Genomic DNA, 14,143 nt, shown 5'->3' on the forward strand with positions numbered 1-14,143 from the left:
CGCACGAATGCTGACCGACTACCACGTGCACCTGCGGCCGGACGGGAACGCCCACACGGCCTCTGACTACTTCACCCCCGCCAATGCCGAGCGCTACCGCGAGGTCGCGACCGAGCGCGGCGTAGCCGAGCTCGGGGTAGCGGAGCACGTACACCGCTTCACCGCCGCGCTCGACGTGTGGCAGCACCCGTTCTGGCGGCAGAGCGCGCTGGACGACCTCGACGCGTACGTGGGCTTCGTGCGGGAGGAGACCGACCTCAAGCTCGGCATCGAGGCCGACTACCTCAAGGGCCGCGAGGACCGGATGGCGAACCTGCTCGACCAGCACGAGTGGGACTACGTCGTCGGCTCGGTGCACTTCCTCGGCGACTTCGCCGTCGACTTCGACGACGAGACGGACATCTGGCGCCAGGAGATGTCCGCCGAGCGCGTGTGGACCAAGTACTTCGAGGCGCTTGCGGAGTCGGCGCGCTCCGGCCTCTACGACATCATCTCCCACCCGGACCTGGTGAAGATTTGGGGCAAGGGCCGCCCGGTGCCGGAGAAGGACCTGCGGTTCTTCTACGAGCCGGCGGTCGAGGCGATGCTCGAGGGCAACGTCGCCATGGAGCTGTCCACGGCCGGGCTGCGCAAGCCGGTCGGCGAGATGTACCCGGCGCCCGCGTACCTGGAGATGGCGGTCGACGCCGGCGTGCCGATCGCGCTGTCCTCGGACGCGCACGTCACCGACCACCTGGCGTTCGGCTACGACAAGGCGGTCGAGCTGCTCGAGCGCCACGGCGTGAAGGAGATCGCGGTGTTCGAGAAGCGGCAGCGGCGGATGGAGCCACTGGGCTGATGCGGACCGGGCTCGGGATCGACTCGCATCGCTTCGCGGAAGGCCGGCGGCTGGTGCTCGGCGGGGTCGAGATCCCGCACGGCCGCGGGCTCGACGGTCACTCGGACGCGGACGTGCTCGCCCACGCGATCACGGATGCGATCCTGGGCGCGGCGGCGATGGGCGACATCGGACAGCACTTCCCGGACACCGACTCGGCGTTCAAGGACGCGGACTCGATCGTGCTGCTGCGCGAGGCGGTGGCGCGTGTCACCGCCGAGGGCTGGCGGGTCGAGTTCGTCGACGCGACCGTGATGATGGAGCGGCCCAAGCTCGCTCCGCACCGGGCGGCGATCATGGCGACGCTGAGCGAGGCGGTCGGCGCGGACGTGCACGTGAAGGCGACGACGGGCGAGCGGATGGGCTTCGTCGGACGCGAGGAGGGCGTCGCCGCGCTGGCCGTGGCGACGCTGGACCGTGGCTGAGCTCTACGTCGCCCTGCTGCACGTGCCCGGCGAGTTCGTCTACGCCGGCACGCGCGCCGACTCCGTGGCCGAGGCGGTCACCGCCTTCGGCGACGAGGTGATCGGCATCGAGTGGCTGCAGACGTTCGACTCGCTGCCGGCGCGCGGGCAGGAGAACGACGCGATCCAGACCGTGCTGCAGGAACTGCTCGACCACGAGGTCGCGTTCGTGGCGGGCTACCCCGAGGAGGAGTCCGGCGACCCCACCGAGGGCATGCGCGCCCACCTGGAGCACTGGGTCGACGAGGCGGCCGAGCGCTTCGGCGAGTTCTCGGTCGGCGCGTACGGGTTCGTGATGGAGCTCGTGCTGGACGACGAGATCGAGCTCGGGTGGGCGTACGGCGGCGCGATGGAGCCCGGTGCGGCCGCGCTGTTCGGGCGGGCGGCTGAGCAGGCCCGGGATGGAGTGGACCGCGGCGACGGTTGAGGGCTTGGCGCCCGACGCGGCTTCGGTCGCGGCGGCGCGCAAGCTCGCCCGGCCCGCGCCCTGGACCGAGACGGGGTTCGACGCGCGGGCCGTGTGGGGCCTGTGCCGCGGGAGCGGCGCGCGGCCGTACGAGGTGGCGGTCGACCTGGCCGGGCCGGCGTTCAAGTGCTCCTGCCCGAGCCGGAAGCTCCCGTGCAAGCACGCGTTGGCGCTGTTGCTCCTGCGGGCCGGCGGCGAGGTGGCTGCGGGCGCGGCGCCCGAGCGGGTGGAGGAGTGGCTCTCGGCGCGTGCCAACCGGCCCGTGCCGCGCGAGCCGGGGGAGCCCGTGCGCGATCCGGAGGCCGCGGCCCGGCGCGCGACCGAGCGCGAGGCGCGCGTGGCCGGTGGCGTCGAGGACCTGCGCCTGTGGCTGCGTGACGCGGTGCGCGGCGGGCTCGGCGCGCCCCGGCTGCACGCGTGGGACGAGTGGGACAGCTTCGCCGCGCGGATGGTCGACGCCCAGGCGCCGGGGGCCGCCTCGCGCCTGCGGTCGCTGGGCGGCGTCGCGGCCGCGCGGCCGGACGACTGGCCCGAGCGGCTCCTGTCGGGCATGGGGCTGCTGCACCTGCTGTGCGAGGCCTACGAGCGCGCGCCCGACGGGCCGCTGCGCGACGAGGTCCGGACGCTGCTCGGCTGGAATGCCGGCCGCGAGGACGTGCTCGCCGGCCCGCGCGTGGAGGACCGCTGGGCGGTGCTCGCGCGGGTGGTCGTCGAGCAGGAGCGCCTGCGCGTCCAGCGCACCTGGCTTTGGGGCCTCGACGAAGAGCGCCCGGCCCTGCTGCTGGACTTCGCGCCGCCGGGCGCCCCGCTGACCGTCCGGCCCCCGGCCGGCACGAGCTTCCGCGCCGGCCTCGCGTTCTACCCGGGCGCGACACCGCTCCGCGCGTTGCTGGAAGAGCCGGGCGCGCTCGACGACGCGCCCGGCCGCTTCGGCCACGGCGGCGTGCAGGCCGCTCTCGCCGCCACCGCGGCCGCCGTCGCCGCCAACCCGTGGCTGGACGAGTGGCCGGTCGCGCTGGCGAGCGCGGTGCCGGACCTCGACACGGTCTCCGCCGACGACGGCTCGCTGCCCCTCCGCGGCTCGCTGCGCGCGCGGTGGCGCCTGCTGGCGTTGGGCGGTGGCCGCCCGCTGTCCGTGTTCGGCATGTGGAACGGCGAGGCGCTCGCCCCGCTGGCCGCGGGCGACGGCGAGCGGATGGTGGCGCTGTGAGGGTCGTGATCGAGGCCGTCGACGGCGACCGCGTGCGGTTCGCGTGCGTCGCGGGCCGGGCCGACGCGCGCTGGATCGGCGCGCCGCCGACGCCGGGCGAGCACGACGTGCGGCTCGAGGTCAGCGGCAGCGTGTCGGCGGCGGGTGCGGGCGAGCAGCTCGAGCCGGGGCGGCTCGTCGCGCGGGTCGAGGCGATCGACGACGACGGCGTCGTCCGGCTGCGGCTCGGCGACGGGCTGGTCGTGCTCGACGAGGCCGGTCCGGCGACTGTCGTCGGCGCGTCCGTCGAGGTCTCGAAAGCGCTGTTCGAGCTGGTCCCGGTGGCGCGATGACCGCGCGTGGCGAGCACGTGCGGGCCCGGGCCGGTCTCGTGCGGGCGCGTGGCGAGCATGTGCGGGCGGTGCGCGCGTGAGCTGGGACGAGCTCGTGGCGGCCGCGTTGATCGGCACGGACCGGCGGCCCGTCGAGGCGGACGCGCCGCCCGGCTCGCCGGAGGCGCTCGAGGCGACGCTCGGCGGGCGGGGCGCGGAGGACCGGCTGCTCGTCGCGTCGGCGGCGTGGACGGTCGCGCGGCGCGCCGGGGCGCAGGCCGGGGCGTCGCGGACCGTCGAGCCGGTCGCGGCCGACGCGCGGCCGTTGTGCTCGGCCGCGGCGGCATCCCGCCTCGAGCTCCTGCTCGAGGTGCGCGAGCTCGTCGACGAGTGGCTCGGGCTCGCCGACCGCGCGGGTGTGCGGCCGCCGCCGGAGCTCGCGCCCGCCCTGCTCGACTACGCGGAAGCGCGGCCCGAGCGCCAGGCCGCGGTGCTCGGCGCGCTCGGGGCGCTCGCGGCGTGGCTCGCCGCGCGCGAGCCACGCTGGGCGTACGCGCTGCCCGTCGACGACGACGTCTGGAAGACCGGCACGCCCGACCAGCGCCAGGCCCTGCTGCGCCGTCGCCGTCAGGAGGACCCCGAGGCGGCGCGGGCGCTGATCGCCTCGACCTGGGCCGAAGAGACCTGGGAGGACCGCGAGGCGTTCCTGGGCGAGCTCGAGCTCGGCCTGAGCGAGGCCGACGAGCCGCTGCTCGAAACCGCGCTCCAGGACCGCCGCAAGCCGGTCCGCGACGTGGCCGCCGAGCTGCTCGCGCGCCTGCCGCGCTCGGCGTTCGCGGCCCGCGCGGCGGCCGCCGCGCGCCCGCTGCTGCGCGTGGAGGACGGCGAGCTCGTCGCGACGCTGCCCGAGGCCGAGGGCCGCGGTCGCCGCTCCGAGCGGCTCACCGAGCTGATCGCGGCAGCGCCGCTCGACGTGTGGACGAGTGGGACGAACGCGGAGACGGCCGGCGGGGACGGGGCGGCGGACGGCGCACTCGCCGGGCTGGGCCTTGCGCCCGCGCAGCTGGTCGCGCTGCCCGTGCGCGACGACCTCGCCGCGGCGGTCCACGCCGGCTGGGTCGAGGCCGCGATCAACCAGCGCCACGAGGCGTGGGGCCGGGCGCTCGGGCTGCTCGAGCTGCTGCCGCACGCGGAGGCCGAGGCGCGGGCCGCGGCCGCTGACGATCCCGTCCGTGCGGCCGAGCGGCTGCGGTGGACGTGGGGACCCACGCTCTCCAACGCCGTCGTCGCGTCGGTCAAGCGCCGGCGCGAGCAGGGAGGGCGGGACATCGACGTCGCGTTCGTGGGGTACCGGATCGACCCGGCGACCGAGGTCGATCATCTGCGTGAGCTCGGCGGGCGGGACATCGGGCGGCTCTGCGACGTCGCCGCGATCCGGGCTGCCATGCTCTCGGAGTTCGTATGACGGAGCTTCTTCGCCCGCACGCCGAGCAGTCGTTCGCCGAGGAGCTGGCGGCGCTCGAGCGCGTCGACGACCGGCCCAAGCCGCCGCGCTGGCGGCTGTCTCCGTGGGCGGTCACCACGTACGTCCTCGGCGGGGAAGCCGACGGCGTCACGATCACGCCCAAGTACGTCGGCCGCCGCCGGCTCGTCGAGCTCGCCGTCGCCACGCTCGCGACCGACCGGGCGCTGCTGCTGCTCGGCGTCCCGGGCACGGCGAAGACGTGGCTGTCCGAGCACCTCGCGGCCGCGGTCTCCGGTGACTCCACGCTGATCGTGCAGGGCACCGCCGGCACCCCCGAGGAGGCGCTCCGGTACGGCTGGAACTACGCGCGGCTGCTTGCCGAGGGCCCTACGAAGGACGCGCTCGTCCCCGGCCCGGTCTATCGCGCGATGCAGGACGGCAAGCTCGCCCGCGTCGAGGAGCTCACGCGGATCCCGTCCGACGTGCAGGACGCGCTGATCACGATCCTGTCCGAGAAGGCGCTGCCGATCCCGGAGCTCGACGACGAGGTCCAGGCCGTCCAGGGGTTCAACGTCATCGCCACCGCCAACGACCGCGACCGTGGCATCAACGAGCTGTCGTCCGCCATGCGCCGCCGGTTCAACACGGTGGTCCTGCCGCTCCCGGACTCGGCCGACGAAGAGGTCGAGATCGTCAGGCTGCGCCTCGACAGCGTCGGCCAAGCGCTCGAGCTGCCTCCGGCGACGAGCGCGCTCGAGGAGATCCGCCGTGTCGTGACGATCTTCCGGGAGCTGCGCAGCGGCGTCACCGAGGACGGCCGCACGAAGCTCAAGTCGCCGTCGGGCACGCTGTCCACGGCCGAGGCGATCAGCGTCGTCACCAACGGGCTCGCGCTCGCCACCCACTTCGGCGACGGTGAGCTGTCAGCGGAGGACGTCGCCGGCGGGCTGACCGGCGCGGTCGTGCAGGACCCCGTCGCGGACAAGGTCGTCTGGCAGGAGTACCTCGAGGCGGTCGTGCGCGAGCGCGACGGCTGGGGCGCGCTGTACCGGGCCTGCCGGGCGCTGTGACCCACACGGTCTTCGGGATCCGCCACCACGGCCCGGGCAGCGCCCGCACCCTCGAGCGAGCGCTCGCGCAGCTCGAGCCGGACGCGATCCTGATCGAAGGCCCGCCGGAAGCCGACGCCCTGCTCGCGCTGGCGTCGAGCGAGGACATGGCGCCGCCCGTCGCGCTCCTCGCCTACGTGCCGGACCGCCCCGGCACCGCCGCGTTCTGGCCGTTCGCCCGCTTCTCGCCCGAGTGGCGCGCGATCCTCTACGCGCACGCGCACGAGATCCCCGTCCGCTTCAACGACCTCCCGGCCGCGAACTCGCTCGTGCAGGAGCGCCGGCCGCGGCGGAAGGTCCGCGAGGACCCGCTGGGAGCGCTGGCCGAGGTCGCCGGCCACGGTGACGCCGAGCGCTGGTGGGAGGACGTCGTCGAGTCCCAGCGCGAGGGCCTCGGCGCGTTCGAGGCGTTGATCGAGGCGATGGAGGCGCTGCGTGAGGCGTTCCCGGATGACGACCCGCGCGAGGAGCAGCGCGAGGCGTCGATGCGCCAGCAGATCCGCAAGGCGATCAAGGACGGCGCCACCAACATCGCGGTCGTGTGCGGCGCCTGGCACGCGCCCGCGCTCACCACGCTCGGGCCCGCCGCGCCGGACGCCCGGACGCTCAAGGGCCTGCCCAAGACGAAGATCGCGATGACCTGGGTGCCGTGGACGTACGGGCTGCTCGCGCGCGAGTCGGGCTACGGCGCCGGGGTCGACTCGCCCGCCTGGTACGACCAGCTCTTCGACTCCGGCGACGAGCCCGTCCCGCGCTGGCTCGCGCGCGCCGCCCGGCTGCTGCGCGCCGAGGGCCTCGACGCCAGCGCCGCCCAGGTGGTCGACGCGACCCGTCTGGCGACCGCGCTCGCCGGCATCCGCGACCGGCCGCTCGCGGGTCTCGACGAGCTCCTGGACGCGACCCGGTCCGTGCTCTGCTTCGGTTCCGAGATCCCGCTGAAGATCGTGCGCGAGGAGCTGGTCGTCGGGCACCGCCTCGGCGAGGTCCCCGAGGACACGCCGATGGTCCCGCTCCAGCAGGACGTGTCCCGCCTCCAACGGCGCCTGCGGCTCAAGCCCGAGGCACAGCGCAAGGAGGTCACGCTCGACCTGCGGCGGGAGAACGACCGCGAGCGCAGCCGCCTGCTCCACCGCCTCAACGTGCTCGACGTGCATTGGGGCGAACCGGTCGAGGCGCGCGGGCTGGGCACGTTCAAGGAGGCGTGGCACCTCGAGTGGCAGCCGAGCCTCGCCGTCGACCTGATCCACGCCGGCCGGTGGGGGACGACGGTCGAGGCCGCGGCGGGAGCGCGCGCGAGCGCGGCCGCGTCCGGCCAGGACAGCGTCGCCGCGCTGGCGACGCTTGCCGACGCCGTGCTGCTCGCCGACCTTCCGGCCGCGCTGGAGGCCGTGCTGCGCGCGCTCGCGGACCTCGCGGCGCTGGACCGCGACACGGCCGACCTGATGGCCGCCGTCCCGCCGCTCGCCGGCATCCTCCGCTACGGCGACGTGCGCGGCAGCGACACCAGCGCGGTCGCCGGCGTGCTGCGCGGGATCGTGCTCCGCAGCGCGGTCGGGCTCCCCGGCGCGGGCGTCGGCGCGGACGAGGAGACGGGCACGAAGCTGGCGGAGCTCGTCGACGGCGTCAACAGCGCGCTGGCGCTGCTCGAGGACGCCGACCTCACGCGCGCCTGGCGGGAGTCCCTGCTGCGCGTCGCGAACGCCGACCGCCTGCCCGGCACGCTCGGCGGCCGCGCCACCCGGCTCCTGCACGACGCCGGCGAGCTCGACTCGACGCAGGTCGCCCAGGCGATGGCGCGCGCGCTCTCCCCGGGGGAGGAGCCGGAGCGCGGTGCCTCGTGGATCGAGGGCTTCATCGGCACCAGCGGGCTCGTGCTCGTCCACGACCCCGAGCTGCTCCGCGTCCTCGACGACTGGATCGAGCAGGTCGGCCCGGACGCCTTCACCAGCGTCCTCCCGCTCCTGCGTCGCGCGTTCTCCGTGCTGCCCGCGGGCGAGCGCCGGCGCCTCGGCGAGCGGCTCAAGCGCGGCGCGCAGGCCGCGCCCGAGCCGGCCGCGCCGATCGACCTCGACCGCGCACGCCCGGCGCTCGAGACCCTCGCGAGGTTGTTGACGTGACAATGAACGTCCAGGACGTTTATGTCTGAGGAGCGGCTCAAGCGCTGGCGGCTCGTGCTCGGCGGGGAGGAGGCCGACGGCACGCAGGTGCAGCTCAGCAAGCAGGAGCGCGACATGGACGGCGCGCTCGACGCCGTCTACGGTGACCGCCGCGGCGGCCTGGGCGGCAGCGCGCCCAACGTCGCCCGCTGGCTCGGCGAGCTGCGCAGCCACTTCCCGTCGGGGGTCGTGCGCGTCGTGCAGCAGGACGCGATCGACCGGCTCGGGCTGCACCGGCTGCTGCTCGAGCCCGAGGTGCTCGACAACGTCACGCCCGACGTGCACCTGGCCGCGACGCTCATGAGCCTCAGGGACGCGCTGCCGGAGTCCAGCCGGACGGTCGCGCGCCGGATCGTCCGGCAGGTGGTGGAGGACATCGAGCGCCGGCTGGCCGACCGCACGCGCAGCGCGGCCCGGGGCGCCCTCGACCGCAGTGCTCGCACCTCGCGCCCCAAGCCGTCCGAGATCGACTGGGACCGCACGATCAAGGCCAACCTCAAGCACTACCAACCGCAGTACCGCACCGTCGTGCCGGAGCGCCTGGTCGGCCACGCCCGCCGGAGGCGCTCGCTCGCCGCGAACCTGATCCTGGCGCTCGACCAGAGCGGGAGCATGGGCGCGAGCGTCGTCCACGCGGGCGTGCTCAGCGCCGCACTCGCCTCGATCCCGGCGCTGGACACGAAGGTGATCGCGTTCGACACGAGCGTCGTGGACCTCACCGAGCAGCTCGACGACCCGGTCGAGCTGCTGTTCGGCATCCAGCTCGGCGGCGGCACGGACATCGACCAGGCGCTCGGCTACTGCCAGACGCTGGTGAGCCACCCCGCCAAGACGGTCATGGTGCTCGTCACCGACCTTTACGAGGGCGGCGACCCCGAGTCGATGCTACGCCGGGCAGCGAGCCTGATCCGCAGCGGTGTGCGCGTGATCGTCCTGCTCGCGCTCGCGGACGACGGCGCTCCGTTCTACGACCGCGCCCACGCCGCCGCCTTCGCCGCGCTCGGCGCGCCCGTGTTCGCCTGCACGCCGGACCAGTTCCCCGAGATGCTGGCGGCGGCGCTCGAGGGTCGCGACGTCGGCGCCTGGGCGGCGGACGCGGACATCGCCGTGGTGTAGCTTCCCGGCCATGTTCCGGGGGATCGGGCGGATGGTGGTCGGCGTGTCCGACCAGGACGAGGCACTCGCGTTCTACCGCGACGTGCTGGGCTTCGTCGTCCTCCACGACTCCGACGAGGAGGGCTTCCGGTACCTGCACATGGGCGTGCCCGGGCAGCCCGGCACCGGCATCTGGCTGATGCCCGGCGCGGCCGAGCACGACCGCCCGCTGCTCGTGCTCTTCACCGAGGATCTCGCCGGGGTCGTGTCGGCTCTGGAGCGCCACGGGGTAGAGCGGTGGGCACAGACCGCGACGTCGCTGCACTTCCGCGACTGCTGCGGGAACGTCATCGTCGCCGCCGTGGAGTCATGAGCCGCCTCTGGTCCGAGAGCATCCGCCGCCTGAGCCTCTTCATCGAAGGCCTGCTTCGGCGCAGGTAGGCAGCTACGCTCCGGTGCGTGCCAGACGTCACGCTCTATGACACCAGAACCCGCTCGCTGCAGCCCTTTCAGCCGCGTGACCCCGCGCGCGTGGGGATCTACGCCTGCGGGCCGACGGTGTACGCGCGCGTGCACGTCGGCAACGCGCGGCCCTTCGTGGTCTTCTCCCAGCTCAAGCGCTTCCTCGAGCACGAGGGCTACGGGGTCACGCTCGTCGGGAACATCACCGACATCAACGACAAGATCTACACCGCCGCGAAGGCCGCCGGGGTGCCGTCGGGCGAGCTCGCGGCGGCGATGGCCAAGGCGTACCGCGAGGACACGGACCGGATCGGGCTCGGCCGCCCGGACGCCGAGCCGCACGCGACCGAGTTCGTCCCGCAGATCATCGACCTGATCCAGCGGCTGCTCGACGCCGACGCGGCGTACGTGGCCGAGGGCGACGTCTACTTCCGGGTTCGAACCGTGGAGAACTACGGCGAGCTCTCGCGCCGTGACGTCGACCAGATGGACCAGGGCGAAGGCGTCGAGGGCGCCGACCTCAAGCAAGACCCGCTCGACTTCGCGCTCTGGAAGGCGTGGAAGGAGGGCGAGGACACCTCGTGGGACGCGCCCTGGGGCAAAGGCCGCCCGGGCTGGCACATCGAGTGCTCGGCGATGGCCGAGGCGCTGCTGGGCGTGGAGTTCGACATCCACGGCGGCGGCGTCGACCTCGTCTTCCCGCACCACGAGAACGAGGCCGCGCAGACCCTGGCCGCGCGCGGCGCGCCGCTCGCCCGGATCTGGATGCACAACGGGATGCTCGAGCTGGTCGGCGAGAAGATGTCCAAGTCGCTCGGCAACATCCGCGGGCTGCACGAGGTGCTCGACGAGGTCGGCGGGGAGGTGCTCGTCCTGTACTTCAGCTCGGGCCACTACCGGCAGCCGCTGGCGTTCTCGGACGAGCGGCTCGAGGACGCCAAGCGCTCGGCCGAGCGGATCCGCGACGCCGCCCGCCGGCTCGTCCGCGGCGAGTCGGCCGAGGCGCTGCGCCCGCACCGCGACGCGTTCTTCGCGGCGCTGCGCAATGACTTCAACACGGCCGAGGCGCTGGCCTCGCTCTACGGCTGGATCCGCGACGCGAATCGCTCCGAGGAGGCCGTCGGCGACGCCGACCTGCGCGAGATGCTCGAGGTGCTCGGCCTCGAAGGCTTGCTGACCGCGCCCGAGGGCGCACCCGAAGAAGCGAAGGAGCTTGCTGTGCAGCGCGATCAGGCACGCCGCGACAAGGACTGGGCCGAGGCGGATCGTCTACGCGACGAGCTGCTGACGATGGGTTGGATCGTCCGCGACGGAGCCGACGGGCCTGAGCTCGTCCCGGCGTCATGAGCCCCGCACCGCGTAGAGGCGGAGGCGGCGCCGGCGGCGGACGCTCCGGCGGCCCCGGGCGCGGCGGCTCCGGCCGTGGCGGCGCCGGTGGTGGCCGCTCGGGCGGCTCCAGCGGCGGCGCGGGCCGTGGCGGTTCGGGCGGCGGCTACGGCGGCGGCTCGGGGCGTGGCGGTTCGGGCGGTGGCGCGGGCCGTGGCGGTTCGGGCGGCGGCTACGGCGGCGGCGCGAGCCGTGGCGGTTCGGGCGGTGGCGCGGGCCGTGGCGGTTCGGGCGGCGGCTACGGCGGCGGCTCGGGCCGTGGTGGCGCCGGCGGCGGCTACGGCGGCCGATCGGGTGGCGGCTCCGGCCGCGGCGGGTCGGCGGGCGGCGGCTCCGGCGGCCGTGGCGGTTCGGGCGGCGGCTCGAGCCGTGGCGGCTACGGCGGCGGCCCCGGCCGTGCCGGCTCGGGCCGTGGCGGCCCGGGCGGCGGGCGCTCCGACGGCGGTCGCGGCGCCTTCGGGCCCGGCGGCACGTTCCGCGGTGCGCCCGGCCGGCCCGACGCGCCCGGCGGAGACTTCGAGTATCAGCCGCCGCCGCCCGAGGGCGCGGTCACGTCGCGCAAGATGGTCGTCTACGGCGTGCATCCCGTCGCGGAGGCGCTGCGTGGGCGTCGGGCCGTGCACCGCGTCTGGGCGACCGAGCCCGGGCCGTACGGCAACGCGAAGGTGAGCATCGTCAGCGCCGAGGAGATCACCGAGCGCGCGGAGACCGACGCGCACCAGGGCGTCGCCGCGCTGGTCGACCCGTACATCTACGTCGACGAGGCGGAGCTGCTCGCCGTCGAGAACCCGTTCATCATCGCGCTCGACGAGATCACCGACCCGCAGAACCTGGGCGCGATCGCCCGGACCGCGGAAGGCGTGGGCGTGACCGGGCTCGTCATCCCGGAGCGACGGGCCGCCGAGGTCACCCCGGCCGTCTGCAAGGCGTCCGCGGGCGCGGTCGAGCACCTGCCGATCGCGCGCGTCCGCAACCTCGCCGACTTCCTGGCCGACGCCAAGGAGAAGAAGTGCTGGGTCTACGGCGCCGCCGCCGGGTCGAGCACGCGCTACGACCAGCCGGACTACACCGGCGGCGTCGTCGCGGTCATGGGCGCGGAAGGCAAGGGGCTCAGGCCTCGAGTCGCCTCGATGTGCGACGACCTCGTGTCCCTGCCGCTGCTCGGCAAGGTGGAATCCCTCAACGTCTCCGCCACCGCGGCGGTGCTGCTGTACGAGATGTTGCAGCAGCGACTTGACGCATCGACATAACCCTGCCACCCTGAGGTCTCATCAAGGTGAGCTTTAGGGTTAGCGATGGCCCTCAAGCTCACCGTCTATCCCTGGCGCCGCGGGAGGTGTGCGCCACAAGCGTTCAGGCCAGCAATGGCCTGGAAAGGACCCCTGCGCTCGTGGCACGAATTGCTCCCACAAAGTCTCAAGCTCAAGTTCACCTTGATGACGCCTATCTCCTCGCTCTCGCCCGTCAGGGCAGCCCTGACGCGTATGACCGGCTCGTCCGGCGTTATGCGTCCTTCGTCCGCCTGAAGGCGTCGTCGTACTTCCTCGTCGGCGGCGATTCCGAGGACCTGATCCAGGAGGGCCTCGTCGGCCTCTACAAGGCGATCCGCGACTTCCGCCCGGACCGCGAGTCCTCGTTCCGCAACTTCGCGGAGCTGTGCATCACCCGCCAGATCATCACCGCGGTCAAGACGGCGACCCGCAACAAGCACACGCCGCTCAACGGCTACGTGTCCTTCAGCGCGACGCCCGCCGGCGCGTCCGACAACGAGCCGAGCCTCGATGAGATGCTCCCCGGGTCGACCGTGCACGACCCGGTCAACCAGGTGATCTCGTCCGAGGAGCTCCGCTCGCTCGTGGCCTGCCTGTCGACCGTGCTGTCCGACCTCGAGTCGCGTGTGCTGTCGCTGTACCTCGACGGCCACTCCTACACGGACATCGGCGAGCGCATCGGCTGCGACTGCAAGACGGTCGACAACGCCCTGCAGCGCGTCAAGCGCAAGGTCGGTGCTCACCTGAACTCGCGGGCCGTTCTGAACTAGAGCGGCTCATACTGCTCTCATGCTCTGGCTGATCATCATCCTGATCGTTCTCGTCGTGCTCGTCGTCGGCGGCATCATCGCCCGCAACCGGCAGCTCGCCAGCACCCGTCCCGCGTTCGAGCGTGCGCTCGCGCAGGTGGAGCGGGATCTCGTCGCGGCTGCGGCGAGCGACCGCGGCTGGGACCGCGCCCTTCTTGAGGCGGCGGCACGGCGGATCGTCCACGAGCGCTTCGGCTCCGAGCCGGAGCAGCTCACGCTCGTGGAGGTGATCGACAAGCCGGGCACCGACGCCGACCAGGCCGTGTTCGACGCTCGCGTGGGGACCGCCCGCGAGCGGGTCGTCCTCGGCCGGTCCGGCGGGGAGTGGGTGGCCGCCTAAGCGGCCTTGCGCTGGAGGCGCGGACGTCGGTGCTCGACGGCGTCCAGCGCCCCGTGGCAGTCGTCCGGGTCGTCCGTGACGAGGAGCGACTCGACGTCCTGCGGGCTGATGTAGCCGTCGGCGAGCATCGAGCTCGTGAGCCAGTCGACCATCCCGCCCCAGTACGTGCGGTCGAACAGCACGATCGGGAAGTGGCGGATCTTCTGCGTCTGGCGCAGGGTGGCGGCCTCGAACAGCTCGTCGAGCGTGCCGAACCCGCCGGGGAAGACGACGAAGCCGCTGGCGTAGCGGACGAACATCACCTTCCGCGTGAAGAAGTAGTGGAAGTTGATGCCGATGTCGCAGTAGTCGTTGAGCGACTGCTCGTGCGGCAGCTCGATGCCGAGGCCGATGCTCGTCGCGCCGACGTCCCTCGCCCCGCGGTTGGCGGCCTCCATGATCCCGGGGCCGCCGCCGGTGATGATCGCGTAGCCCTGCTCACCGAGATGCGCGGCGAGCTTGCGCGCGTCCTGGTAGCGCGGATGGTCACGCGGCGTGCGCGCCGAGCCGAAGATCGACACCGCCTTGCCGACGTGGTTGAGCTGCTTGAACCCGGCGCGCAGCTCGTCCTGGATGCGCAGGACGCGCTGCGCGTCGGTGTACTCGGAGAGGATCGCGAGCGTCTCGGCCTCGAGCAGCTCCTCGTCGTCCGAGGTGGGGTGGCGTGGTTCCGGCTGCGTCAC

15 protein-coding genes are annotated in these 14,143 nt (G+C 73.8%); 14 read left to right on the forward strand and 1 reads right to left on the reverse strand.

Features of this window, described 5'->3' with window-relative positions; translation table 11 throughout:
- Positions 1-7 precede the first annotated feature (7 nt).
- The 14 genes from C8N24_RS18110 to C8N24_RS18180 all read left to right on the forward strand — a co-directional run bounded on the left by C8N24_RS18110 (position 8) and on the right by C8N24_RS18180 (position 13,421).
- Positions 8-838, forward strand: a complete 831-nt coding sequence (locus tag C8N24_RS18110) for a histidinol-phosphatase (RefSeq protein ID WP_121252210.1) — start codon at positions 8-10, stop codon at positions 836-838.
- Positions 838-1,302, forward strand: a complete 465-nt coding sequence (gene ispF / locus C8N24_RS18115) for a 2-C-methyl-D-erythritol 2,4-cyclodiphosphate synthase (RefSeq protein ID WP_121252212.1) — start codon at positions 838-840, stop codon at positions 1,300-1,302. Before C8N24_RS18110 ends, ispF begins: the two co-directional genes overlap by 1 nt.
- The gene (locus C8N24_RS18120) at positions 1,295-1,768 is read left to right on the forward strand and encodes a hypothetical protein (RefSeq protein ID WP_121252214.1); all 474 of its coding nucleotides are present in this window, start codon (positions 1,295-1,297) and stop codon (positions 1,766-1,768) included. Before ispF ends, C8N24_RS18120 begins: the two co-directional genes overlap by 8 nt.
- Positions 1,743-3,017 carry an SWIM zinc finger family protein gene (locus tag C8N24_RS18125; RefSeq protein ID WP_121252216.1) on the forward strand — a complete coding sequence of 425 codons (1,275 nt, stop codon included), beginning with the start codon at positions 1,743-1,745 and terminating at the stop codon, positions 3,015-3,017. Before C8N24_RS18120 ends, C8N24_RS18125 begins: the two co-directional genes overlap by 26 nt.
- Entirely contained in the window at positions 3,014-3,349 is a 336-nt protein-coding gene (locus C8N24_RS18130) for a hypothetical protein (RefSeq protein WP_147447865.1), read from the forward strand. Before C8N24_RS18125 ends, C8N24_RS18130 begins: the two co-directional genes overlap by 4 nt.
- A gap of 76 nt (positions 3,350-3,425) precedes the next feature.
- Positions 3,426-4,793: a DUF5691 domain-containing protein gene (locus C8N24_RS18135; RefSeq protein ID WP_121252221.1), complete on the forward strand. Its 1,368-nt coding sequence runs from the start codon at positions 3,426-3,428 to the stop codon at positions 4,791-4,793.
- Positions 4,790-5,863, forward strand: coding sequence for an ATP-binding protein (locus C8N24_RS18140; protein WP_121252223.1), 1,074 nt, complete (start codon positions 4,790-4,792; stop codon positions 5,861-5,863). Before C8N24_RS18135 ends, C8N24_RS18140 begins: the two co-directional genes overlap by 4 nt.
- Positions 5,860-8,019: a DUF5682 family protein gene (locus C8N24_RS18145; protein WP_211340013.1), complete on the forward strand. Its 2,160-nt coding sequence runs from the start codon at positions 5,860-5,862 to the stop codon at positions 8,017-8,019. Before C8N24_RS18140 ends, C8N24_RS18145 begins: the two co-directional genes overlap by 4 nt.
- A gap of 21 nt (positions 8,020-8,040) precedes the next feature.
- Entirely contained in the window at positions 8,041-9,174 is a 1,134-nt protein-coding gene (locus tag C8N24_RS18150; RefSeq protein WP_121252227.1) for a VWA domain-containing protein, read from the forward strand.
- Between the two features lie 10 nt (positions 9,175-9,184).
- Positions 9,185-9,526, forward strand: coding sequence for a VOC family protein (locus C8N24_RS18155; protein WP_121252229.1), 342 nt, complete (start codon positions 9,185-9,187; stop codon positions 9,524-9,526).
- 86 nt (positions 9,527-9,612) lie between these two features.
- Complete coding sequence (gene cysS, locus C8N24_RS18160; RefSeq protein ID WP_121252231.1) at positions 9,613-10,962, forward strand: cysteine--tRNA ligase; 1,350 nt, start codon at positions 9,613-9,615, stop codon at positions 10,960-10,962.
- The gene (rlmB, locus tag C8N24_RS35380; RefSeq protein ID WP_281272628.1) at positions 10,959-12,251 is read left to right on the forward strand and encodes a 23S rRNA (guanosine(2251)-2'-O)-methyltransferase RlmB; all 1,293 of its coding nucleotides are present in this window, start codon (positions 10,959-10,961) and stop codon (positions 12,249-12,251) included. Before cysS ends, rlmB begins: the two co-directional genes overlap by 4 nt.
- Positions 12,252-12,391: 140 nt before the next feature.
- Positions 12,392-13,042, forward strand: a complete 651-nt coding sequence (gene sigH, locus C8N24_RS18175) for an RNA polymerase sporulation sigma factor SigH (protein ID WP_121252233.1) — start codon at positions 12,392-12,394, stop codon at positions 13,040-13,042.
- Positions 13,043-13,061: 19 nt separating this feature from the next.
- Complete coding sequence (locus C8N24_RS18180; RefSeq protein WP_121252235.1) at positions 13,062-13,421, forward strand: hypothetical protein; 360 nt, start codon at positions 13,062-13,064, stop codon at positions 13,419-13,421.
- Here the strand turns inward: C8N24_RS18180 and C8N24_RS18185 are convergent.
- Complete coding sequence (locus C8N24_RS18185; RefSeq protein ID WP_121252237.1) at positions 13,418-14,143, reverse strand: LOG family protein; 726 nt, start codon at positions 14,141-14,143, stop codon at positions 13,418-13,420. The genes C8N24_RS18180 and C8N24_RS18185 overlap by 4 nt on opposite strands.

It is taken from the genome of Solirubrobacter pauli, assembly GCF_003633755.1.
Taxonomy (GTDB): domain Bacteria; phylum Actinomycetota; class Thermoleophilia; order Solirubrobacterales; family Solirubrobacteraceae; genus Solirubrobacter; species Solirubrobacter pauli.

Excerpts from the sequence above, each read along its gene's own strand:
- C8N24_RS18110 (WP_121252210.1), top strand. The coding sequence starts at position 8 with ATGCTGACCGACTACCACGTGCACCTGCGGCCGGACGGGAACGCCCAC.
- ispF (WP_121252212.1), top strand. The coding sequence starts at position 838 with ATGCGGACCGGGCTCGGGATCGACTCGCATCGCTTCGCGGAAGGCCGG.
- C8N24_RS18125 (WP_121252216.1), top strand. The coding sequence starts at position 1,743 with ATGGAGTGGACCGCGGCGACGGTTGAGGGCTTGGCGCCCGACGCGGCT.
- C8N24_RS18140 (WP_121252223.1), top strand. The coding sequence starts at position 4,790 with ATGACGGAGCTTCTTCGCCCGCACGCCGAGCAGTCGTTCGCCGAGGAG.
- C8N24_RS18150 (WP_121252227.1), top strand. The coding sequence starts at position 8,041 with ATGTCTGAGGAGCGGCTCAAGCGCTGGCGGCTCGTGCTCGGCGGGGAG.
- C8N24_RS18155 (WP_121252229.1), top strand. The coding sequence starts at position 9,185 with ATGTTCCGGGGGATCGGGCGGATGGTGGTCGGCGTGTCCGACCAGGAC.
- rlmB (WP_281272628.1), top strand. The coding sequence starts at position 10,959 with ATGAGCCCCGCACCGCGTAGAGGCGGAGGCGGCGCCGGCGGCGGACGC.
- C8N24_RS18180 (WP_121252235.1), top strand. The coding sequence starts at position 13,062 with ATGCTCTGGCTGATCATCATCCTGATCGTTCTCGTCGTGCTCGTCGTC.